Here is a 21,755-nt window from a genome sequence, read left to right on the forward strand (position 1 = left end):
AAGCAGGTTGCAACAGGCCTTGCGGTCAGTATAGTTAAGCCTTTGCAGTGGTTATAATCCTGCCCGATACGCGCCTCGCGTCATGATAATAATTACAGGACATTTATGCCCGGTTTACATCGAATCATCCTTATCGACACCCACTTGCCGGGCGTCGTTGAACTTAAATTGAATGGCCATACCAATATTTGTGGCACCAATGCGTCTGGTAAAACAACACTTCAACGTCTTATACCGGTTTTTTATGGTGAATACCCTAGCCGGGTAGTACCGGCTACGCGCGATAGTTTCGAACGTTGGTATTTGCCGCGCGAATCCAGCTACATCATCTACGAGTATCTAAATCATGATGAGGATTTATGTCAGGGGGTGCTGACTTCAAATGGCACAGGCGTTACCTACCGTTTGATTGGTAAACCCTTTGAGCTGGATGATTACGTCTTCAAAAACAAGGCGGGCGATCACGTACCGACCAGTCCGCAAGACGTTGTGCGCAGTTTGAAGCGCAATAATGTCATGGTGACTAATCAATTGAGCACCAAAGACTATAGAGCCGTTGTTCAGAATGACATCACGACCATGCAGTCATCCAGCAGCGCGCGTGAGCTGATGGGATACGCGCGCATTTTTAGTATGTGCGAGAGTAAGAAGCACCTGCGCCATATTGAGAAACTTGCGAAAGCGGTGCATTCGAAAGAAGGCAAGATGGAAACCATCAAAGCCATGATTGCAGCAATTCTTGAAGAAGATGGGGTTCAACCTCCTACTTCTAATTTAAGCCGTAAACATGTTGATGATTGGCTACGAGAATGTCAGTTAATTCAAGAGTTTGACGTAATACGTCCTGAGTTCAGCCAGTTAGAAACCGCAGATGTGCAGTTAACAGACACCGAGCAGCGCTTGGCGGCTCTGAGTGATGTATTCAGCTATGATCATTCTTTCCTCGCGGCACATATCATTGAGCAACAATCGTTAGTTGATGACACCATTCATGCCATCAAGCAACTAGAAAATGATTGGCAGCATGAGCGTGAAGAGTTAAATCAGACGCTGTCAGCGGCGAAAGGCGATATTACCAAATACGAACAAGAGCTCGACAATGTCGAGGACGAATATCAGCGTTGGCAGGATCAGGATATTGACCAGTTGCAGAGCAATGTGAAACAGCTCGACCAATGGCAAGAAGATTTACAAACAGCCCAATCGCGCTACCAGTTGGTAACTGATAAGCATCAGGATATCCAATCAACGTTTGATAAGCGCGTTGCTGAATTAACCGATAAATTCAACCGCCAACTGGAAACACTCAATAGCAAACAGCGGGATTTGCTTGAGCAACGTGCGATTAAACAGCGTGAAGGGCAACAGCAACGAGAAACACTGAAAGATGACTTTCAACAGCAACGCGATCAACTTAAAGAAGCGCATCAAGCACAGAATTCAGAATCTGTAGAGCAACGTGCGTTGCTAAGTGCCCGTTTGCAAAACGTAGGATTCTCGGAATTTGAGCAGAGCCAATTGGATATTCTCGATGCCACCATTGATGAAGCCGTGTCAGCGGAGGATATCGCTCGTGATCAACTGCGCAAGCAGCAAAAGCAGCTTACAACAGAGCTTCAAGCTCGCTCAACCGCGAATGAGTCTCTACAGAAATGCAGCCGAGAGGTCATGGAATGTCAGAGCAAACTAGATAAAGCAGAATCGTTGTTGCATCCCAAAGACAACACGCTATTGGCATTTTTACGTGAAGCTAATATTGAATGGGAAAACACGATTGGCAAAGTGTTAACGCCGGAATTGTTAGAGCGTAAAGATCTCAAACCTTCGTTGAACAAAAAGCATGATGCAACATTGTTTGGTTTAAAACTGGACCTGAGTCATTTGGACTTGCCGGAATATGCTCAGACAGAACAAGCTTTGAAGCTTAAGCTGGCAGAATTCCAGGAAGCTTTAAGTACAGCCGTTGAGTGCCAAAGCGAAGCTGAGCAGCAATTGACCAGTGCTAGCGAACGTGTTCGTCAGGCTGAATTGGCCGTTAGCAAGGCAGAAAGTCAGCTAAAAAGCGCAGAAGCGAATCGCAAACGCAGTCAACAGGACCGCCATGCGCTGCACCGCGAATATCAAGCCGCGCTAGCTGAACGTAAACAACAAAGTAAAAAGCAGCTACAGCAAATTGAGGCTCAGCAAACTAAATTGAAAGCACAGTTTAGTCAGGCGTTGGCAGATATTGATGAGCAGATGCGAGAAGCATTATCAGAACTGGATTTCCATTGGCAGCAGGTGGTTGATGATATTGTTGCTGACGAGCAACAAGTTTCAGAACAGTTGGCTCAAGCCAAGGCTAACGCTAAGCGAGATCGTCAGGATACCGAAAAGTGGTTAGCGGATGAGTTGGCCAACCGCGGAGTTGACGTCGATGAGATCGGCAGCCTTAAAAAGCTGATTGAGCAATTGAAAAAAGATATCGATTACACCGAACGACACCGTCACCTCGTCGTAGACTACCAGCGCTGGTACAAGCATGTCTTCAGTGAACAAAAGGTCACGTGGCAGAAGTTGTTAACTGCAGCAAAGAAAACCGCGAGTAAAGCTGAACGCACGTTAACAGAGCATGCGCAACAGGTTAAAAGCAAGCGTGAGCAATTGGTTGAAACGCAAACTCAAGCAGAGACCCTATTACGTCAAGCGAATGAAGCGAATGTCAGTGTTGAGCAGCTCACCAAGAGTTTAGCCAAGCTATCGCTGAAGGTTGAAAGTGAGTCAGGAAAACAGCCGCCGGCAAGTGACCTAACTGCTATTTCTCAACGTGTCACAGAAGCCAATGAGTTACTGCAGCAACGAGAACGCTTATTAACCGATATTCGCGCCTATGTAGAGCGGTTTGATCAATTAATTGCTGCTCAGGCAGGCACTGGTTTGTCCGACACGTGGGAGCGTTCGCGAGAGGAATGTACGACAATAGATAAAGAAGGCACACGCCACATTGTCCATCGTCGTTTGGTTAGTCATTTGGCCAGGTTGCTGAATGAAATTGTACCGCAGAAAATGCAAGGTTTACGTGAGCAAGGCCGTATATTCGGTGCCGACTTAACACAATATTATTATGTGTTAGATGACATTGATAAGCGTATATCCACCCAGAGTCGTCGGATCAGCAAAGAAGTTGATGAAGAACTCTACTTAGATGGTGTATCTGATTCAGCGGTTAAAATCCGCTCCAAAATCAGCGAACTTGAGTTTTGGCCTGAGTTAGAGGCGTTCCAGAAACAATATCAGCAGTGGATGTCATCCGGTGCAACCGAGCTACCGGATGAAGAATATGGCCTGTCTATGCGCCGTGTGCTCGATATCCTTGGGCGGGCAGCACTGAGTGGTGGGATCAGCAAGTTGCTCGATATTGAACTGCACTTGAAGGAAGGCAATTCAAATCTGGTTATCCGTACCGATAGGCAGCTGAATGAGAGTTCAAGTCACGGCATGGCCTATTTGATTTTATGTAAGTTTTTGCTGGCCTTTACGCGCTTGCTCAGGGATCAAGCTGATGTGGTTATCCATTGGCCTATCGACGAGTTAGGCACACTACACCAAAGCAATGTGAAAAAGATATTTGATGCTTGCCAAAATAACGATATTTCGGTGGTAGGGGCATTTCCAAACCCTGAATCTGAAGTGTTGAAATTATTCCAAAACCGCTACTTGATCGATAAGGCCACTCGCCGTTTGCAAGTGGTACAACCCAAGGTAAGTCAATTGAGTGAGCGACTGAAAGCACGTATGGCAGAGGAGGCTAGCGCATGATGACTGAACAAGGCCGTGTCTTATCGAGTCTGCTTGAAGGACATTTTGTCTGTCAGGTTAGCAATGAAGAAGCGTGGCGCTACCTTAAACAAGCGGCTAACCGCGAAGCGTTAGAACCGCATTTAAATCTTTTGAATCGTACACTGGCCTCAACAGTGGATGGCGATGTGTTTTATGCCGCGTACCAAGCGCTAGGCGAGGGGGAACGAAAAGCGATTGGCAGTCAATTCCAAGAGGTGGCATCAAGTTTACGCCCCTTAGTGGATTGGTTGTTATTAGTTCAACAAGCCAATGGCAGTGATGTGCCGGTGACTATGGGCACCCCGATTCGATTAGCTGAGTTACAAACTATTATTGAAGATACGCCGGCTTTTGCTGAGCAACTAGAGAAATTGTCTCGTTATCGTTTATTTGGGTCAACCAGTACGCAAACCGATGGGCAATTAAAACAAGTGTTCAAACGCTTGTGCGATTTAGGTTATTTGATCAAGCCAAATCCAGATAAACAGATTTTTATCGCGACAGGTAAGGTCGATTACCTGTACGAAGTGCTGCGGTTTATTGATGAAACTGAATCGTTGTCGTTGGCAGAACAAGCTGAATCTGCATCGCAGCAGGGTAGCTTGCTGTGAATCAGAATTTATATCAATCAGGGGTAAAGCTCCTTAATGCATTGAGTCGTCACAGTGATGTGATCATGCGAGCTTACTTGTCTGGCAGTGTTAACGAGCGAGATGTTAGCTCTAAAGTGCTAGAGGCGTTGATCCAGCAGGGCATTTTATGGCGCCCTGAACCTGATGCGGATATTCGCTTGAAAAGTAGCGTGCGGAATCTACTTGAAGGTAGCTTGCAAGACGAACGCAATCGCCAAATTGATACGAATATGGCGAGTGCGTTAGCAGCCATTAAAACCCTAGCACAGCATTACAAAGAAGCGCTGCAGTATGGTCGGTTCGTTGAATCACAAGGGCATTTAAGCGACTTACGGGAGCATGTTTATAGCCTCACAGAGTCATTGGCGAACCATGTGCGCGTTTTGTTTAGCCGCATCAACAATGAATTTGGTTATGTGGCATCGGTTGACGCCAAAATTAGAGAGAACGAGCTGGCTCAATCTCAAGTCAGTGATTTGTTGAATCAAATAGAGCTGATCCGATTTGATGAATTGGGGCAAATAGCAGGTAACAATCGTGATCTACGTCACTTGCTGGTGGTTGCATTGCAACAAAGTTTCACGCGAGTCACCAAAGAGTTATCAGCCGCGCAAGCCCGATTGATTGAACTAATTGGGCGTTTTAGAGAGTTTCGTGGCAAAACGCGTTTGTTGAAAGGTTTCGTGTTGCATTGTGAACAGCATCCAGATTTTGCTCCTCACGATTACACACGTCAAACGCATGTCCCCATGCTGTTTAATCAGGCGCCAGCTTTATTAGCTGACGCATTCCCTGACGTGAATAACGTTGAGCAAGAGTTGGAATTACAGCAACTGGTGGGGCAGATCCGTCATGTTAATCGAGTGCGCCAGAGCGACAACCGCAGTAAGGCTTCAGTGCGCATCGACATTGAACAGCTCGCGGCAGTAGAGATTGACGATTCACAACTACGAGATGCGGTAGAACATTATTTTTGCCATGTTATCGATACGGGTGAAGTGATAACAGCATTGCAATATTTACATTGGAAGTCGTTGGATTTTGACCAAGAAGCGTGGTTGTATCAGGTCATCGGCGGCTATCAATCTTTAGATTCAGAAGAGCAACAATATTTTGCAATAGAGGCTAGCGGAGAAGTGCACCCCGAATATTCAGGGAATTATCTTATTCACGATGTCAGTTTAGGTTTGCGATAAATTTTCATAGATTGTTAAAAAATTGTGAAACTAAAAAGTGAGAGGTTTGTCTAAATCGCATAAATCTGCAATCAGTCGATCTTAGGATAGGGATCAGAAGTAGTTAGGAGTGATTATGCAGCTAACAGAAGAACAAGGTTTCAACGAAGCGCTAATTAAATTATCCGTGTTGCTGTATCAAGTTGACGGTAAGGTCACATTGACCGAACAGGATTATCTTGATGAGGTATTGGGCACATTGGAGTGGGGCAGCACTATTTGCCAAGAAGCATTTTTAAACGATGCAATTCATAAAGCCCGCTTAGCGGTCGACAACAACGACTGTAAAGCTTTTATGCAGTCTCTCAGCGACGATTTAAACCAAGACGCGAACAAAGCCTTAGAGGTGGCTATGGAGCTGACAGGTATAGACGGTGAACGCAGCGAGCAGGAAACGGAATTATTGGCTTATCTTACTAATCGAATTCTAGGCAAAGCGCTTACTGCGCAGATCGTGTAAACGTATTTGCGTAAGCTTTAGAGGTAAAAAAAACGCCGTTGATTTTAACAACGGCGTTTTTGTTTGTGCTATTTGCTTAAACGTGTCGCGGCTTAGCTAGCACTTTTATGGAAAGCACGGCTAATACGATCGTTTAGGTAGAACCTATGAACTTTCGTTGCTTGATCACCACGTGAACTATCCACTAGCTTTTTAACTCGATTAAGTTCATATACTGCCGCCGCTTTGGCGAAGTTATCGTACTTACTTGCGGCTTCTAAACCACTAATCGCAATTAAACGTTCAACATATTCCGTCTGTAGGTTACGACGGTAGCTATTCACGTCGCGCTTAATGTCAGCATCAAATATAGCGGCAGTGAGATCAGCCAAAAGTGCTTCAACACTGTATTCATTGCCATAAAGTGCTGTATCACTTAGTCGCAGTGTTACTGCTGGGTGAAGCAAATGGTTCAGCACGTTCTTTTGTGCTCCGAGTAACATATCGTGCAGTTTCGGGTCTTCATTATTGCCGAAATGATCAAAGCCGCGGCGTTGACGTTGCAAATATGCAAATAAGGGTTCCATTTCGCTGATGGCGTTTGGTGCAAACACGAAATCACGCAATGTCTTCATTGCACGTTCTTGATCAGCTTTTGCTACTGGCGTAAATGGTTGCTGATAGCCTTCTTGACCAACATAGCTTCTATCCACATAAACACCCCCAACATACCGAGAGACAACGCTGGCTTGACGCGCGAATTCACCAAATACGACATTCACACCGACGACAAGATCATTGTGTGAACGACCTTCAGTTAGGGTTTTGTCTTTCAACTTAGTCGCGGTCGATTTGATCAAACCAAAGCGGTCTTGAGCATAGGCAATAGCATCGCTCGACATATCAAAAATGTTCACGCGAGGATCTAAGTGGCGCCCCGGCGCGCGCATATCATCAGCATCATTACCAAACGCTAGCGCCGGTTCTGTGCTGCGAGCGAGAATTGATGAGAGACGTTCTTCCTCAGCATTGGGGTCTGCTAATGCAGTTGAGTAGCCATATTCAATCGCCCAATCATCATAAGGACCTGGCTTTTCACTGTAGAAATCGCCTTGTTCCATACCTTCTGGCGCGTAGTTCACTGAAGGGTAGTCCATTACTGAGCCGGCTAATATGCCCTGCGTAATAGATGCATCATGGGCTTCTTTAGGACCATGTAACTGTGTGGCTTTCATGTTGTGGTTTAGACCTAATGTATGACCTACTTCATGCAAAATCAGATAATACATAGACTGCTTGAGCAGTTTGTCTTTGTTGATGTCATCCATGCCTTGGGCAAGTGATGCGTATTGCCCGAACATTAAGCCTGCATTTAGTTGATGACCCAGCGAGCAATAGTTTACCGCTTCTTCGCTAAGACCTTCTGGGAGAGGATTCTCTAGTGCGTTTACGCCGTCTGTAAACATTTTACCTGTTATCCAACGCCCTTTCATAAAGGTGTATTCCAACATGATATCAGCGGCGATGATTTGTCCGGTCAATGGATTTGCGACGCTAGGGCCATAACCACCAAATGGAGGAGTGGGAGATGATGTCCAGCGTAGTACGTTATATCGTACGTCATCAGCTTTCCAGTCGGCATCATCCGGTTGGACTTTAACTACGATAGCATTGCTGAAACCAGCCTTTTCAAAAGCGGAATTCCACGCCAATGTTGCGTCACGAATAGTATCGCGCCATTCAACTGGTGTGGTGTTTTCAATCCACCAAACGATCGGCTCAACCGGATCTGATACCGCAGCATTTGGGTCTTTCTTTTTCAAGTGCCAACGATTGATGACATCACGGCCAATAAAGGTTTGGTCTGACGTGAGATCATCAAATTGTTGACCAAAATACCCGATACGAGGGTCATCTCGACGTGGTTGGAAGTCGCTTTCAGGCAACTCAATAAAGGCATGCTGCAAACTGATAGTTGTGAATCTTGGATCGGTGATTTCATTGCCGCCACTGACTTTGGGTGTGTCGTTTTCAAACACGTAATCCACTACGACATGAGTATTCTGAGCAAAATTGTCTATCGACGCGATTTTGGTTTTATCGCCGCTTAATTTACCCAGTTTGTAGCGTGTTTTATCAACCTTTGGGTCATCAGCGGGCATTGGCGCAATGCGATGCAAATTTTCATTGGTTACAACATCATCCAATTTAATTGCAATTTTACCGTCGTCCTCATGTTCAATTTTTGCAGAGACTAGAACGGCTTCGCTGATGTTGGCATCGGCTGCTTTGCTAATAGCATTTTCAGGGTCAAAATAGTAACGCGGTGTTTTAGCAACAAATTCAATGCGATCAAAATCACGGCGCATCTCGATTAGACGGTAATCACGGAAACCACCACGAAAGTGTCCAGCTGCAACCGGACCGTCGACAGTAGACGCAAAGTATAAAAACGGCTTGTCTAATTGTGATGGGTCGATAACCAATAGGCTTGAGCCGTCTTTTTCATCTTGATAAATCGGCAGAAAACCGTCAAATGCGGATTTAGTCTCTAATATCTGTGTTAGTGTTTTTTCTTCTTTTGCCTCATCTTTTTTCTCTTCTGCAAACGCAGTTGATGAACAAATCGCGAGGCTAATCGCTGCGGCGATAGTGGTCGCCTTGATTGGATAACGTTTCATATATACTGTCCTTGATGGTATTGGCGTCAACAAAATGGAGCACCAACGATAGTCGGTATTTATTGTTGAAGATAACGTCCATGCGTGGCTGTAGATCGTCGTAAAAATTGAGCCATTCGTCGCGGAGTAATTGCTTGCTTGGGTTACTCTATCAACTGAAGTTGGGCATGCTCACGGTAGATGTCACTGTTTTGCATTAGCGCTTGGTGAGTACCTTCCGCCACTATTTTCCCATTTTGCATGACGATTAATCGATCAGCGTTAACAACGGTGGCTAGGCGGTGGGCAATGATCAATGTGGTTCTGTTGCGCATTAAGTTGTCCAGGCCCTGCTTAACATGATGCTCGCTTTTCGCGTCTAGCGCACTAGTGGCTTCATCAAGTAACAGAATGGGGCGATCGGCTAAGATAGCGCGGGCGATGGATATCCGTTGTTTTTGGCCACCCGAGAGTTTTACGCCTCGCTCGCCCAAATTGGTATGATAACCCTCGGGCAGTTGCGTAATAAATTCATCAGCCATAGCCGTTTTAGCAGCCTCGACTACTTCGCTATCACTCGCTTCAGGTCGACCATAACGGATATTATCGTAAACATTGGAAGCAAAAATCACAGATTCTTGCGGTACCAATGCAAAATGAGCGCGCAACGAATGAATATCAATGTGTTTTATCGGGTGCTCAAAGATTTCAATGCTACCCTGATTGGCATCGTAAAAGCGCAATAACAATTGATATAAGGTAGATTTTCCTGCACCGCTTGGGCCCACTAAAGCAATGCGCTCGCCCTTTCTTACGCTTAACGAAATGGCATTGAGTACCTGTTTTTGTGGTGCACTGGGGTATGCGAAGGTGACATCGTTAAACGTTAACGCGTTCTCGGCATTCAGATTAAGACTCTTTTGCTCACCGATTTCATCGCCGTGTAATAGCGTATTTTTCTCGTTAAGTAGCTCCATCAAACGTTCAGATGCGCCGGCGGCCTTTTGTATTTCGCCAATGACCTCACTGATCGTCGCGACACTTCCGCCAGCGAGTACGGCGTAAAACATAAACGCGGTTAATTCACCAGCGGTCATTTTCCCTTGGATAACATCCATCGCACCCAGCCACGCCACCACCACAATTGCCAACATACTGATTGCCATAATGCTGACAATGAGTAGTGAGCGGTAGTGGATCCGTTGCTGCGCAATCGACATTACTTTATTGATGCGTTTGGAAAATGCTTGCTGATCGCTGGATTCATGATTGTAGGCTTGCACGGTCTGTATTTCGTGAAGCGTTTCATCTACATAAGCGCCAATATCGGCAACGCTATCTTGACTCAACCTAGAGTAGTGACGCACTTGTTTACCCAGCACTTTTATTGGCAGTAAAACAATCGGAACGGCGATCAATACATAGAGGGTGAGTACGGGACTACTGAACAACATCAGCAATAAGGCACCAATAAACGTAACGCTTGAACGCAAAGCCATGGATATGCCCATGCCGATTACGCTTTGGAGAACTGTGGTGTCAGCGGTAAAGCGGGAAATAACTTCACCGGTGCGCGTTTTGACGAAGAATTCAGGGGGTAAACTGAGTAAATGATTGTAAACCGACACGCGAATGTCCGCACTGACACGTTCGCCTAGCCATGTCATTAAAGAGAAACGAAAGTACGTTGCTATGGTCGCTAATAGAGATATTGCTATAACGCCTATTAATAATTGATTAAGGCGAGAAGTGTCATTAGCGACAAAACCTTGGTCAACCGCTAGGCGGATCCCTTGCCCGAGCAAAAGCCATGACAACGAGCCAATAAACAACGCAACAATAGCCCCGACAACTTTTGTTTTGTAGGGGCTAAGATATTGCAGTAACCACTTAACTATTGATGTGGTTGTCATGTGTCTTTAATCAACTAAAGTCACCACATTGTTCTCACTTTTGACCAGCGTACACTTGAGTGTGCGTTTCGGTATGCTAGCTAATAATTGGCGAAGTAAAGCCGTGTGGCTTAAGTGCTAATACGCAGCAATTCACTTGAGTCAATATCGATTCAGCTGTGTTGCCCATAAAGAAGCCTGGGATACCAACCCTTGCGACAGTGCCCATGACTAGCAGATCGGCGTCTAAATCTTTCACTGCCCGAGGAATATCTTGGCGCGCGTTACCGGTTAAAATGCTGGTTTGAATATGTAAGTTATCGATAAGTTCATCTGGATTTGCTGACTTTATCAATGAAACCAGTTCGTCCACCGCTGATTGACGCTCCGCCTCGGTCTCCTCTTGATTGTTGATAAAGGCATTTGCGCCGATATCGACGATGCCGTCATACACCACCATATCAATGTGATTATCAATAACGTGCACAATGTGAAGTTCAGCGTTTTCTTGCACTGCGACTTGTGCTGCCTGAATGACAACACTTTCATTCAGTTGCTTACGCACAGCAAGCTCTTGTTCAGGGTAGTGATAATTTACATCTACGGCCGCAACTATGCGCTTGTATTGACGCGTATCGCCACGATGAACTAGCCATACGGGAATCGGACACTTGGAAAGTAGGCGCATGTCTTCATGACCGAATAGGCGGTCGAGTAAATCGGTCTTAGCTTCTTTCACCACTAGATCAACATTTAGCTCATTGGCTGCTTTGGCTATTTCAACAAAGCTGTGGCCAATACGTAGCTGTGTATCAAGCTGCATTTTGCGACGCCATTCTTCAGCCTTCTTATCGAGTCGGATTTGAGCTGCATTTTGCATGCTTTCAAATGTATCAATATAGGCAAATGACTCCATCACCATATTCGCATTGGGTGGCAGAGGCTCTAACGTTAATAGTACCGTCAGTTTTGCGTTGTGTTTTGCGCAGACATGCATAGCATGCGCTACGATTTCATCTGGCTCTTGTAGTTTTGTTAATACACACAACACGTGTTTGAAAGCGCTCATATTGGCTCCGTTTTTATGGCGAATTGAGGTGCGTTTTCTCATCGATACACCTTGGTATTGAACTACTCTAGCACATCAAATTGGGATGTGTTTGACCCGAATCAAATTATTGGTGATGTTCATATACTGTTCCAAGCACGCTAGACAAATGGAAAATTCACATTGCAAAGAACGAGTAATGCAGAGGCTCTATTGTTAGAAAAATTGTGCGTATCTCATCGGCATTCTCGTGGCGTTATTCGTTCAATCAAAAAGTTGTTAAATTCACGCCCTATAAACTTGCAAATAATAATAATTCGCATTAAGGTTCGCGTCATGATTTTTATTGATTACATTCGTCACGTTGACTGTGTTGCGTGTTTGACACTATTTAACTCAGGTACTGACGAAGAACCATTCGAGGATTAAGGTTTGAAGTTTAAGCTAACGTGTATTGCCGCCGCTCTAGCACTCAGCCAAAGTGCGCTTGCTGATATGGAAGAGTTTGAAAGGATCATTGTTGAAGGTCGCTACTTATCGATTAATGAGTCCAACTCGGTCAAAACCCCAACACCGATAATTGATGTGCCGCAAAGCTTGTCAATTATGACGGCAGATGAGATCACCGAACGTGGTATCACCAGCATTGGTCAAATCATTGATTACACTCCTGGTGTTAATACCTCTCAAGGTGAAGGCCACAGAGATGCAATCGTGTTTCGCGGGATCCGTTCAACTGCCGACTTTTATCTCGATGGTAATCGCGATGATGTGCAGTATTACCGGGCGCTATACAACGTTGAGCAAGTAGAGATTTTACGTGGTCCCAATGCATTGTTGTTCGGGCGTGGCGGCACTGGCGGTATATTGAATCGTGTTTCCAAGAAAGCTAAGTTTGATGAGCAATTTACCGGTTACAAATCATCGCTAAACACCTTTGGCGGGTTTAGCGGTGAGATCGATACTAATGTTGCCATGAGTGATACGTCGGCGCTGCGAGTCAATGCCATGTACGAGCAACTTGAAAACCATCGAGACTTCTACGAGGGCGAGCGCTTCGGTATTAATCCAACTGTTAGAGTGGAACTGGATAAGGATACGTTGCTAGATCTCTCATACGAGTACATCAACCACGACCGGTTTGTTGATCGTGGCGTGCCTACCGGTACCGATGGTCGACCTGTCGAAGCGCTGGAAGATATCGTTTTCGCTGATCCTGAGAACAATTATCACACACTAGAAGCACACATTTTCAGGGCAAATATAGAACATCAGTTCACCGATTTCGTAAAAGGTAATTTCAATGCCTTTTATGGTGATTACGATAAAGTTTACGCAAACTTCTACGCAAGCAATTACGACCAAACCAATAATGTCGTTCAACTTGATGGATACATAGATAGTGGCGTACGTGACAACCTGATCCTCTCAGGTAACCTGATCAGCGAATTGAGCACAGGTAGTATTGGTCACACCATCATCTTTGGCACTGAGTGGATTTCCACAAATTCAGATCAAAACCGCTTTAACCCAGTGTTTAGCACCACAAACGGTGATAGAGAGTATTTTTCAGTCGAACGCCCGTTAAGTTTCAGTGGTTTAGCAGGCTTTAATGCTGATGGTGTAGCATTTACGGCAGACTTCTCCGATCTGAATGACGATACTCGCGTTAACCTTGATGTGTTCTCTCTTTACATTCAGGACGAAATTGAGTTATCAGAGCATCTTGATTTGGTGCTTGGGGCACGTTTCGATCGTTTTGATATTGAAGTTTTTAATGCAAACCCTGCTGTATTAGAAACGCGTAGTCGCACAGATGAAGAAGTGTCTCCGCGAGCGGGGCTTATATACAAGCCAGCGGAAAATATTTCTCTCTACGCTAGCTACAGTGAGTCATTCTTGCCTCGCAGTGGTGAGCAATTCACCGATATCAATGGTGACAAAAATCAATTAGATCCGGATTCCTATTCAAATCAGGAAATCGGCTTGAAATGGGACTTTGAGCAAGGCCTTAGTTTCACTGCTGCTATTTTCGAAAATGAACAAAGCTCACCGCAGGTGGCAGACAATGATCCAGCAACATTGGATGTGATTGATTCAGAAATCAATGGCTTTGAATTACAACTGACCGGTTATTTGTCTGAGGATTGGACGTTGGCTGTGAATTACAGCAATTTAGACGGTGAAATTGTTGACCGCAGTGGCCCAACGGGCAATGTGCCGCGTGAGCTACCTGAAAATACGTTCTCTGTGTGGACAACCTATCAAGTCAATGACGCCTTTGGCTTTGGTGTCGGCGCGACTTATCAAGATGAGAGCTTTATCGATAACGGTAACAATGCAGTACTTCCGAGTTACACACGTATTGATGTAGCTGCTTATTACGATGTGTCTGACGATTTGCGCGTTCAGTTAAACATCGAAAACTTAACCGATGAATTGTATTTCCCGAATGCACATTCAACTCACCAAGCGACGGTTGGTGAACCCGTTAATGCGATGTTTACCTTGGTTGGTTCATTCTAGTTCTATTCTGGGGGGCTCCTTTTCTGGGACCCCCTTCTTTGTCCACTCACAAGATGGCTCTACTTTAAGTAGACTACAAAGCTATAAACTCTCCTCCACTTAAAATAGAAATGGACTGATGGGTTCTTCACCATTCGATGAGTTTGTTTAACGTTGCTCCTGCACTCGAATGTTGAGGCTTGCACACATGGTGGAAAAGTCATCTGCGGAAGATATCGGTAGTTCGGTATTCAATATAACGTCATTGGTATAGCGGCATTCACCAACAGTTCCGCCATGTTGATCAACCCAATGCCGGATGTATTGTTCATGTTTGAATTCGCTGGTTACCTGAAACTTCGCTTTGGGCACAAGTGTCGTTGTTGGCAAAGTATCCAGCACTTGTTTTGCGGCACCTGAATACGCGCGCACTAAACCGCCAGCGCCCAACTTAACCCCACCAAAATAGCGACTCACAATAATAACAACATCGCCAATATCATTGTGTTGAAGAACGTTTAAGATGGGTTTTCCGGCAGTGCCACTGGGCTCGCCATCATCAGACATCGCAACACTGCGAGGCATCTTAGGAGATCCCAGCAAATAGGCCCAGCAATGGTGCCGTGCATCGGGGTATTTTGTCCGAGCACTATCAAGCCATTGCATGGCAGCCTCGCGCGAGTCGGCAAAACCGGCGAAGGCATGGAACTGGCTTTTTTTAACTTCCAGTAGGGCGTTGTGTGGCTGGGACGGAATTTCATAACTCATTAGCGCAGTATACTTGCTTTGGCCATCTACATATACGTTTTTGACTGCAGAGCTTGCGCTGCTATTGCGTTGATTCCAAATTACTTTTAGTGTGAATAAAAAGTCTACAAAGGAGTTTGTATGGGAACCCATCAATACCATGAAGATCCGCGAAATGCTGAGATCCTGATCAATATAAATGGCGAATTGTTCAAACGAGAAGACGCCAAGATATCGGTGTTTGACAGCGGTTTTATTCTGGGGGATGGCGTTTGGGAAGGGCTTCGCATGCATCATGGTCGGTTGGTGTTTATTCGCGAACACATGCAACGTTTATATGATGGAGCGAAAGCACTCGATTTCGATATTGGTATTGATAAGTCCGCGCTGGTGGAGCGAATTTTGGCAACTTGCAAGGCGAATAATATGCACGATGATGTTCACATTCGTTTGATGGTAACGCGGGGTATTAAATCGACCCCTTATCAGGATCCTAGAGTAACCATATCACCGGCAACCATCGTTATAATTCCAGAGTATAAAGCACCTGTGGCACCCAAGGAGGGAGGTATTCGTTTATTTACGACGCATGTGAGACGAGGGTACTCAGATGTGCAGGATCCCAAGCTTAATACCCATTCTAAACTCAACTGTATTTTTGCCTGTATTCAGGCGGCTAAAGCGGGGGTTGATGAGGCCTTAATGCTCGATCCGCAGGGATTTGTCGCGACCTGTAATTCCACGCACTTTTTCATTGTACGACAAGGCGAAGTTTGGACATCAACAGGCGATTACTGTTTGGATGGGATTACGCGCAGTAAAATCGTCCAGTTATGCAGAGAAAACGATATTCCAGTGTTTGAGAAGAATTTCACATTGTCTGAAGTATACGCCGCCGACGAGGCTTTTATCACGGGCACTTTTGCAGGATTAACCCCAGTAGGAGAGGTCGATGGAAGGACCATTGGTGATGGCAAGACGCCAATGATTAGCCGCTTACAAGGGCTGTATAAAAATGCAATCTTAGCGCAGGATGGTGAACTGTGACAAAACGAATCGCGATGTGGTCAGGCCCTCGAAATATCTCAACGGCAATGATGCGTAGTTTTGAGAACCGCACAGATTGTGAAGTGGTAGATGAGCCATTTTATGCGTATTACTTGCACGAGACACAAAGCCCCCACCCAATGTTTGATGAGGTCATTGCGAGTCAACCCAAAGCTTACAATGACGTTGTGCTGGAACTAACGCAGGCACCTTGTAAAACCGCCTATCAGTATCAAAAGTTAATGACCCACCATATGCTACCCAATGTGGAGCTTGATTGGGTAGCTAACTTAACCCATTGCTTTTTGATACGTGATCCTGCACAAATCATTGATTCTTATACACGTAGCCGAGGGGTTTGCAGTGCCGAGGATATAGGCATTATTCGTCAGTGGGACTTGTACCAAGCGGTCAGTCAAATAAGCCAACAAGATATACCGGTCATTGACTCTAATTGGGTGTTGCGAGACCCGGAACATGCCCTCAGCGTACTTTGTAGTGCGATTGATATTCCGTTTTCAACTCATATGCTGGCGTGGCCTGCCGGACGCCGAGAAAGCGACGGTGTTTGGGCGGAGCATTGGTATCATAATGTTGAAAAATCGACGGGCTTTGGCGTTTATGAGAGTCGAGACGTGGTGCTGAATCGCGAGCAACAACAAGTATTAGAGCAGGTTATGCCGGCATACAACTCGTTGTGTGAGCACTTATTAGTATAGAGACTATCTAGGAAAAAAAATGGTGGCCCGACCCTGACTTGAACAGGGGACCTGCCGATTATGAGTCGGATGCTCTAACCAACTGAGCTATCGGGCCTTTGTAATGCATGCTTGAATAAGCGGTGCGCAGTATAAGCAGTTTTATATCGCTTGTCATCCCTTCTGTGCGGGAGCGTTAACCAGCTGCACAGAAAATGACCAAGTGGTCGATATCGTTAGACTTTTACGCGCTGTTGGCGTCTTGTCACTAAAACACTGAGCAGCATAAGGACTAACCAATTTAAGCTACCACCGCCTGAACCATTAGACGTAGTGACTGTGCTGGTTACGGCATTGACTGTAACGGTGATACTGTCAGTGGTGGTCACACCAAAATCATCTTCTACCGTCAGTTCAAAGGTCAGTGATGTTGCGCTATTTGGTGCTGAGAAACGCGGTGTTAACGTATCTGCGTCGAGTAAATTAACTGAAGCGCCAGCATTTTGCTGCCAACTGATAGTAAGTGGCTCACCTTCTGGGTCAGAGGCTGTGGCTGCTAAGTTAACTGTTTGGCGAGCATTGACTTGAAAGTCTCCACTCGCATCAGCAGTAGGGGCCTGGTTAGATTCGTCATCGCGAATACTGACGACCGTCGTTATTGCGTCGCTCAAGATAGCGGAGTCTTCTGCACTTAAAGTGATACTAAGCTGTTCTATGTTTTCACTCTCGCTATCATCAATAAGTGCCAGTGATATGGTCTTGGTCGCAGTATCGCCGTCTGCCCATGTAAGCGCACCATTAGAACCTTGTACGTCGGCGTCTAAGGTGGCACTGATCCCTTCTATGGCGTAGTTAACGCTGATGGCCTGATCAGAGCCGGCATTTCTAAATACGTCGATATTGATACTGCCATCGATTTCTTTAACGATATATTCTGATTTATCAAAACCTACGATACCTCTGATAACCGCTGAGCCATTAATGGTTGCAAACGCGAGGTTATTCTCAGATAGGTCGGCGCCAGAAACATTCATCAATCGAACGAAAAAGAGCTCGTCACCTTCTTCACGTGAGTCTTGCTCTACAGGTATCTCAATGATTTTACTGTTGGTATCGTTCATTGCCCACGTGAGTGTGCCGTTACTGGCTTGAATGTCTGAGCTAGCCGCAGATCCGGTAATCACGTGATAGTCAACACTGGCGGCTGCATTGCCAACCTTATCAACAGTGAGCGCTAGGTTTTCTCCTTCATTGGCATTTACCTGTGTATTGTTGAAACCTATTCTGGTTGTTTCTTCTCTGATGGTTTCATCGCGCAGAATATAAAGCCCGCCTTGTATATCACTGGCAAGAATTATCCCGCTCGGTAAATAGGGGTATACGCCCCAAGTACCATTGAAAGATGCGTTGTCAGAAGAACCGAATGTATCGAAAAAGCCGACTTGTTCTGGCGCAGTTGGATCACTTATGTCGAGTATCGTTACGCCGCGTTCATAATTTGACATATAGTAGCGATTGCCACGCACAAAACCATTGTGATCAATAGCGCGAGTTGGGCCTACCCAGGAGGCGACCAATGTTGGTGAATTGAGGTCGCTGATATCAAAAAAGTGGACCGTCGTGTTAAGGCCTCTTTGTTGCTCATCAAGCTCATCATGCAAGATCACGTATTGTTTATCTTCGCTCCACCAACCTGAATGTACATATGAGGCGTTCGGGTATGTTTCGCGGCCTAATTCAGTTGCGCTGCTGGATTGCGAATGATCCCAAAGGATCAAGTTGTCTTCATTGAAGTCCAAAATAACGTTACATGGGCCGGTACCTGCATCAACACAATCTCGCTGCGCTCGCTCGTCAGTGATCAAAAGGCTTGATGCATCATGTGTGTAGTCAGAAGAGCGGACAGCACCTACTTTTGCATACTCTGCTGTGGGTAATGTGGGATCTTTAAAACTAAATGAACGCCATGCACCGCCAAAATTCTCACTTCCTGTAACATGGAGCAACGGCGTTCTGCCCGACAATGCGGTATTGGTGGTGTAATCGATATTGCTGATGTACACGTTATGCGCACGTTCATCCTCGTTAGAACGTGCAGCAAGACTGACGCTATCAGGGAGTTGATTTAGGTCGATAATGGTGAGCCCTTCATTAACACTATCAGCTCCGGCATAGGCATATGCACGCCAGCGTTGTTCACTCGTTGAGTAATATTGATAGACTTTTATATCGCGCCAAACGGTAGATTGACCAACGACTGACCCAATCACTTCAGGGTTTTCTGGTGAAGTAACATCGACGACAGCAATTCCTCGACGCAAGCCAATAATCGCGTATTCACGCATGGTGTTTAAATCAACGTGGCCCCAAATATCGTTGGCTGAGCTACTGTTGGTCGGCAAATCGCTCAAAGGCACATGCGCTAGCAAGCTGATGTTGTCGCAGGCAAAACCGGCAGATTGGCCGTCGGTACAAGGGCTACTCGATTGTGACGATAACATTTGATTCACCGACTCTAGACTGATATCAAGCTCTTCGGTGGTTATTCCTTTGCTGTCGACAATGACATCAAACCCTTTTTGGTAAAGCGCGTCGACATATTGCGGGGGAACGCCAACGAGTACCGTAGAGAATTGTTCCGGTTGCTGTACCTGGTAATTGTCGATAGTGCTATACCCGCCTAAAACCGGCTGCAAGTCTGATACTAAATACAGCAGCTCTTGTTCGCTGGTAATGTTGTAGGTGCCAGCAGACACCAAAATCGCGTCGCCTTTGTTGGCTTGTTGAACCGCATAGCTAATACTGGCACAGGGGCGAAAGCGATTATTGCAGGTGCCGCTGTCGCGCCCATTTTGCGCAACAAAACGTGCTTTCTCTTTTTCGCTGTGGGCATTCACGCCTTGACTCGCAATGCTCAGGCCGAGCATGATTAGAACAATGGAGCTTTTAACATAAGCATATCGAGACATGAATGATTCCTTTTCGCGCAGGGTGCCTTTTAAAGGTGATGTATATCACATGAAAAGACGCAATATCTATGGCTTAATCATAGTCTTGTTGGGAGCGATAAGCCAGCAAGCGTGTTACTCAGAGCGGGAATTAAGTGACGAATCTGGGCCTGTAACTGAGTTGTCGTTTCAACTTGCCTACGATGCTGAAGATATCACCTGCACAGGCGCATTTACGCATGCTCAACAACGCTGGGAGATTCAGCGCTTAGCTTTTTTTGTGTCTGAATTGCAGGTTCAATCGAGCGATTCTCAAGCATGGCAACCGGTGTCGTTGTCTCCATCGGCTTGGCAAACTGACGACGTGAGCTTGATTTGGTTTTCAGACAAGTGTGAGCAGGCCACTGATAGCGTGTCTAACACGTTGCTAAGTTTGGCTATTTCACCTGAGAAATTTTCTGAAGTCACAGCATTACGGTTTAGTTTGGCCGTACCGAATCACTTAAATCATCTGGATCCATTGCGCCAGCCTTCGCCGTTAAATTTACCGGATATGTTTTGGTCATGGCGAATGGGGTACAAATTCATACGCTTCGACATTAAATCGACAGATCCTCAAGCGGCAATCAAACAGTGGTCGTATCATTTGGGGAGTTTGGGATGTGAGAGTCCGTCGGTTGTTCGAGCCCCTACACAAGAGTGCACTTACCCCAACCGCTATTCGATAACACTACCAGTTGCTGACGTACAACAAGGATTGGTCGTCGATCTCGCACAGCTATTGAGCGGTGTGTCACCCGCAGCATCTGATAGTTGTATGTTTAAGTCGAAAGGTGAAGAAAGCTGCGAGCGTTTAGCTGAAAACCTGAAGACACAAAATGTGATTTCGTGGCAGCAAAATGATTAAACGCTTGGTATTGCTCATGCTACTGAGCACCGGACTGGCAATTCTCTATTGGACTGATTGGGGAAATAGCCCCACGGAAGTCTATCAATGGCAGATCCCTGATGGCTTTCCTGCGCCCAACGTGCCTGAAGATAACCCGATGAGTGAAGCAAAAGTCACGTTGGGAAAGGCGTTATTTTTTGAACCCGCACTGAGTGCTAATCGCGCCATGAGCTGTAGCACTTGTCATATACCAGAACATGCATTTGCAGAGCCGCGTCAAACGTCTTCAGGCTCTACTGGGCAAATGGTGCGCAGGAATGCGTTAGCGTTGGTGAATGTCGGTTACAACGGCAGTTTAACTTGGGCACACAATGGACTTAAAACAATTGAGCAGCAATTGCTGATCCCACTATTTTCGGAACACCCGATTGAAATGGGGATCACGGGTCATACAGAAGAGGTTCTAAACAGGTTTCAAACCGAGGATTACCTCGCCCTATTCGAACAGGCATTTGGGACGCGAGAGGTTTTGTTTGACCATATCGTTAAAGCATTGGCGAGCTATGTACGAAGCTTAGTATCGTTCAATTCACGTTTTGATGATTATGCATATCGCGGTATTGATGAGGCACTAAGCCCTTCAGAATTGCGTGGCATGGAACTGTTTTTTTCCGAACGGCTTGAGTGTTTCCACTGCCATGGTGGTTTTAATTTTACTCAATCCAGCCAACACGCTTTTCAACAACTCGATTTAAAACCTTTTCACAATACTGGCTTATACAATGTCGATGGAAGGGGCGCATACCCCGAAATTGATCAGGGACTGATTGAAATTACGCTGGACTCCAAAGACATGGGGCGCTTTAGGGCACCAACATTACGTAACATAGCGCAAAGTGCGCCTTACATGCATGATGGCTCATTGGCGAGTTTAGATGATGTGATTGCATTTTATGCTGCTGGTGGGCTTGGCAATGGCATCAAAAGCCCGCTTAAAAGCCCCTTTGTTGCTGGGTTTACCTTGACGCCACAAGAACATGAAGACTTGAAATCCTTTTTACACAGTCTAACCGACGATACATTTTTACGTGATCCAAATCATCAAGCACCGATAAACCCGCCTAAAGTCAATGATTAAGCCTATTTTTCATAGTGCATCGAGCTATATTCTTTGCTATCTTCGTGAGATAACAAGT

Annotated in this window: 14 protein-coding genes and 1 tRNA gene; 9 read left to right on the forward strand and 6 right to left on the reverse strand. The window is 45.7% G+C overall.

Annotated features, from left to right (window positions below):
* Window positions 1–105: 105 nt before the first annotated feature.
* The 4 genes from CSH93_RS14415 to CSH93_RS14430 all read left to right on the forward strand — a co-directional run bounded on the left by CSH93_RS14415 (window position 106) and on the right by CSH93_RS14430 (window position 6,146).
* Window positions 106–3,798 carry an ATP-binding protein gene (locus CSH93_RS14415; RefSeq protein ID WP_100643949.1) on the forward strand — a complete coding sequence of 1,231 codons (3,693 nt, stop codon included), beginning with the start codon at window positions 106–108 and terminating at the stop codon, window positions 3,796–3,798.
* Complete coding sequence (locus tag CSH93_RS14420) at window positions 3,795–4,430, forward strand: hypothetical protein (protein WP_100643950.1); 636 nt, start codon at window positions 3,795–3,797, stop codon at window positions 4,428–4,430. Before CSH93_RS14415 ends, CSH93_RS14420 begins: the two co-directional genes overlap by 4 nt.
* Window positions 4,427–5,647 carry a phosphoenolpyruvate carboxylase gene (locus CSH93_RS14425; protein WP_100643951.1) on the forward strand — a complete coding sequence of 407 codons (1,221 nt, stop codon included), beginning with the start codon at window positions 4,427–4,429 and terminating at the stop codon, window positions 5,645–5,647. The genes CSH93_RS14420 and CSH93_RS14425 overlap by 4 nt, the downstream gene beginning before the upstream one ends.
* Before the next feature lie 115 nt (window positions 5,648–5,762).
* Window positions 5,763–6,146: a TerB family tellurite resistance protein gene (locus CSH93_RS14430; RefSeq protein WP_100643952.1), complete on the forward strand. Its 384-nt coding sequence runs from the start codon at window positions 5,763–5,765 to the stop codon at window positions 6,144–6,146.
* 92 nt (window positions 6,147–6,238) lie between these two features.
* Here CSH93_RS14430 and CSH93_RS14435 read toward each other — a convergent pair whose 3' ends face one another.
* The 3 genes from CSH93_RS14435 to CSH93_RS14445 form a co-directional block, all read right to left on the reverse strand.
* Window positions 6,239–8,791, reverse strand: a complete 2,553-nt coding sequence (locus tag CSH93_RS14435; protein WP_100644023.1) for a zinc-dependent metalloprotease — start codon at window positions 8,789–8,791, stop codon at window positions 6,239–6,241.
* Between the two features lie 158 nt (window positions 8,792–8,949).
* Window positions 8,950–10,698 (reverse strand): ABC transporter transmembrane domain-containing protein, encoded by a 1,749-nt coding sequence (locus tag CSH93_RS14440; protein WP_100643953.1) that lies wholly within the window; start codon window positions 10,696–10,698, stop codon window positions 8,950–8,952.
* Between the two features lie 76 nt (window positions 10,699–10,774).
* Window positions 10,775–11,788, reverse strand: coding sequence for a universal stress protein (locus tag CSH93_RS14445; RefSeq protein ID WP_100643954.1), 1,014 nt, complete (start codon window positions 11,786–11,788; stop codon window positions 10,775–10,777).
* A 369-nt stretch (window positions 11,789–12,157) separates the two neighbouring features.
* Between CSH93_RS14445 and CSH93_RS14455 the strand changes: the two genes are divergently transcribed.
* Window positions 12,158–14,251, forward strand: a complete 2,094-nt coding sequence (locus tag CSH93_RS14455; protein ID WP_100643956.1) for a TonB-dependent receptor — start codon at window positions 12,158–12,160, stop codon at window positions 14,249–14,251.
* A 147-nt stretch (window positions 14,252–14,398) separates the two neighbouring features.
* Here the strand turns inward: CSH93_RS14455 and CSH93_RS14460 are convergent, their stop codons facing one another.
* Window positions 14,399–14,998, reverse strand: coding sequence for an IMPACT family protein (locus CSH93_RS14460; RefSeq protein WP_100644024.1), 600 nt, complete (start codon window positions 14,996–14,998; stop codon window positions 14,399–14,401).
* A 120-nt stretch (window positions 14,999–15,118) separates the two neighbouring features.
* Here CSH93_RS14460 and CSH93_RS14465 point away from each other — a divergent pair, with 120 nt between their 5' ends.
* Both CSH93_RS14465 and CSH93_RS14470 read left to right on the forward strand, forming a co-directional pair.
* Window positions 15,119–16,024, forward strand: coding sequence for an aminotransferase class IV (locus CSH93_RS14465; RefSeq protein WP_100643957.1), 906 nt, complete (start codon window positions 15,119–15,121; stop codon window positions 16,022–16,024).
* Window positions 16,021–16,743, forward strand: coding sequence for a sulfotransferase-like domain-containing protein (locus CSH93_RS14470; protein ID WP_124748985.1), 723 nt, complete (start codon window positions 16,021–16,023; stop codon window positions 16,741–16,743). The genes CSH93_RS14465 and CSH93_RS14470 overlap by 4 nt, the downstream gene beginning before the upstream one ends.
* Before the next feature lie 20 nt (window positions 16,744–16,763).
* Here the strand turns inward: CSH93_RS14470 and CSH93_RS14475 are convergent.
* Window positions 16,764–16,840 (reverse strand) — tRNA-Ile (locus CSH93_RS14475).
* A 118-nt stretch (window positions 16,841–16,958) separates the two neighbouring features.
* Window positions 16,959–19,691: a choice-of-anchor B family protein gene (locus CSH93_RS14480; RefSeq protein ID WP_100643959.1), complete on the reverse strand. Its 2,733-nt coding sequence runs from the start codon at window positions 19,689–19,691 to the stop codon at window positions 16,959–16,961.
* On the opposite strand from CSH93_RS14480, the gene CSH93_RS14485 reads away from it, so the two are divergent.
* Both CSH93_RS14485 and CSH93_RS14490 read left to right on the forward strand, forming a co-directional pair.
* Window positions 19,690–20,577: an MbnP family copper-binding protein gene (locus CSH93_RS14485; RefSeq protein WP_100643960.1), complete on the forward strand. Its 888-nt coding sequence runs from the start codon at window positions 19,690–19,692 to the stop codon at window positions 20,575–20,577. The genes CSH93_RS14480 and CSH93_RS14485 overlap by 2 nt on opposite strands.
* Window positions 20,570–21,697, forward strand: a complete 1,128-nt coding sequence (locus CSH93_RS14490; protein ID WP_100643961.1) for a methanobactin export MATE transporter MbnM — start codon at window positions 20,570–20,572, stop codon at window positions 21,695–21,697. Before CSH93_RS14485 ends, CSH93_RS14490 begins: the two co-directional genes overlap by 8 nt.
* Window positions 21,698–21,755: the final 58 nt, after the last annotated feature.

This window comes from Neoalteromonas facilis (assembly GCF_002807665.1).
Lineage (GTDB): Bacteria > Pseudomonadota > Gammaproteobacteria > Enterobacterales > Alteromonadaceae > Alteromonas_E > Alteromonas_E facilis.

Excerpts from the sequence above, each read along its gene's own strand:
- CSH93_RS14485 (WP_100643960.1), top strand. The coding sequence starts at position 19,690 with ATGAATGATTCCTTTTCGCGCAGGGTGCCTTTTAAAGGTGATGTATAT.
- CSH93_RS14480 (WP_100643959.1), bottom strand. The coding sequence starts at position 19,691 with ATGTCTCGATATGCTTATGTTAAAAGCTCCATTGTTCTAATCATGCTC.
- CSH93_RS14465 (WP_100643957.1), top strand. The coding sequence starts at position 15,119 with ATGGGAACCCATCAATACCATGAAGATCCGCGAAATGCTGAGATCCTG.
- CSH93_RS14420 (WP_100643950.1), top strand. The coding sequence starts at position 3,795 with ATGATGACTGAACAAGGCCGTGTCTTATCGAGTCTGCTTGAAGGACAT.
- CSH93_RS14490 (WP_100643961.1), top strand. The coding sequence starts at position 20,570 with ATGATTAAACGCTTGGTATTGCTCATGCTACTGAGCACCGGACTGGCA.
- CSH93_RS14440 (WP_100643953.1), bottom strand. The coding sequence starts at position 10,698 with ATGACAACCACATCAATAGTTAAGTGGTTACTGCAATATCTTAGCCCC.
- CSH93_RS14430 (WP_100643952.1), top strand. The coding sequence starts at position 5,763 with ATGCAGCTAACAGAAGAACAAGGTTTCAACGAAGCGCTAATTAAATTA.
- CSH93_RS14460 (WP_100644024.1), bottom strand. The coding sequence starts at position 14,998 with ATGAGTTATGAAATTCCGTCCCAGCCACACAACGCCCTACTGGAAGTT.
- CSH93_RS14415 (WP_100643949.1), top strand. The coding sequence starts at position 106 with ATGCCCGGTTTACATCGAATCATCCTTATCGACACCCACTTGCCGGGC.
- CSH93_RS14445 (WP_100643954.1), bottom strand. The coding sequence starts at position 11,788 with ATGAGAAAACGCACCTCAATTCGCCATAAAAACGGAGCCAATATGAGC.